Genomic DNA, 1,671 nt, shown 5'->3' with positions numbered 1-1,671 from the left:
TCCCCCTGTGTCAGGATTGTTGTCACCCCTAAATAATCATTATTTTTAAAGACAGGGTGCGGCAAAAGAGAACAAAATGGCTCGGTATTCACCAGAACGTAAAGAGGCGATCCTTAAAAAATTATTACCGCCTCACAATTTAACGGTCGCAGAGGTTGCTCGGGAAGAAGGCATTGCGGTGCAAACCTTGTATCATTGGCGGGATATTGCCAGAAAAGAAGGTCGCCCCGTGCCAGGTAAAACATTAACAGCCGATGATTGGTCAGCTGAAGCCAAACTTGCCGTGATTATTGAAACTGCTCCGCTATCAGAAGCAGAAATAAGCCAGTATTGTCGTGAAAAAGGCTTGTACCGCGAACAAGTACAACAGTGGAAGTTGGAGTGCTTGTCTGGTTTTCAAACCTCAGAAGTACAAACTAAAACCATTAAACAGCAGGCCAAGGCTGACAAAGCCGAAATCAAATCGCTGCAACGGGAATTGCGCTACAAAGAGAAAGCGTTGGCAGAAGCTGCCGCATTACTGGTGCTCAGAAAAAAGCTCAATGCGCTCTGGGGGGACGACAGCGAGGAGAGCTAACCCCCTTGCCTGAGCGCATAGCATTGATTGCCTTAATTCAAGAGGCCTATACCAATGGTGCTCGCCTTTATAAGGCTTGTGCTGAAACGGGCCTCAGTAAGCGTACCTATCGACGTTGGTATCGAGAAGGTCAAGTACAAGCTGATTTAAGGCCGACAGCGGCTCGTCCAGAGCCCGCCAATAAACTCGAAGAACATGAGCGACAACAGATATTAAGTGTGTGTAATCAAGCGGAGTACGCCAGCTTACCCCCGTCGCAAATTGTGCCAACATTATTAGATAACGGGATTTATATCGCTTCGGAATCCAGCTTCTACAGAGTGTTAAATGCTCATGGTCAACTTAACCATCGTGGTCGCACTCAGGCTGCTGTTAATCGAAGCAAACCGTTAAGTTATCGGGCAGATGGGCCGAATCAAGTGTGGTCGTGGGACATCACTTATTTGGCTTCAACCGTCAAAGGCCAGTTTTATTATCTGTACATGTTTGAAGATATTTACAGTAGAAAAATAGTGGGTTACGAAGTTCACGAACAAGAATGCGGTGAGTACGCCGCCGCGCTAATCCAACGCTGCATGTTACGCGAACAATGTTTTAATACGCCATTAGTGCTGCACTCTGATAATGGGGCGCCGATGAAGTCATTGACCATGAAAGCCAAGCTAGAAGAACTCGGTATTACGGCATCATTAAGTCGGCCGCGGGTGAGTAACGACAACCCCTTTTCAGAGTCGTTATTTAAAACCTTAAAATACCGACCACAGTGGCCTGCATCAGGTTTTAGCAGCTTAGCAACAGCAAGAGAATGGGTGGAAAAGTTTGTAACCTGGTACAACGATGAACATAAACACAGCCAGCTCAATTTTGTCTCACCAGGACAACGTCATGCTCAGCTAGATAACGCTATTTTAGCCAAGCGTAAGGAAGTGCTTGAAGCGGCAAAGGCAAGAAGACCGACGCGCTGGTCTAAAGACGTGAGAAATTGTGAGGCAGTTGGGCCCGTGACCCTAAACCCAGATAAAGCACCAATAGAAGGGGTAATAAATGCAGCTTAATATTTAAGCAAAGAGTGACAACTACCTTGAAAAACACCG

1 protein-coding gene is annotated in these 1,671 nt (G+C 46.4%); it reads left to right on the top strand.

Going from position 1 to position 1,671, the window contains the following annotated elements; translation table 11 throughout:
- Nucleotides 1-76 precede the first annotated feature (76 nt).
- A protein-coding gene (locus AEA42_RS14095; protein WP_088213182.1) for an IS3 family transposase occupies nt 77-1,632 on the top strand; the annotation gives its coding sequence in 2 pieces (ribosomal slippage) (nt 77-539 and nt 539-1,632; 1,557 coding nt in all).
- The last annotated feature ends 39 nt before the right edge of the window (nt 1,633-1,671 follow it).

It is taken from the genome of Shewanella sp. Sh95 (genome assembly GCF_001308045.1).
Classification (GTDB): Bacteria; Pseudomonadota; Gammaproteobacteria; order Enterobacterales; family Shewanellaceae; genus Shewanella; species Shewanella xiamenensis.
The sequence above is the reverse complement of the archived record's forward strand: the minus strand, read 5'-3'. Positions and strand labels throughout refer to the sequence as shown.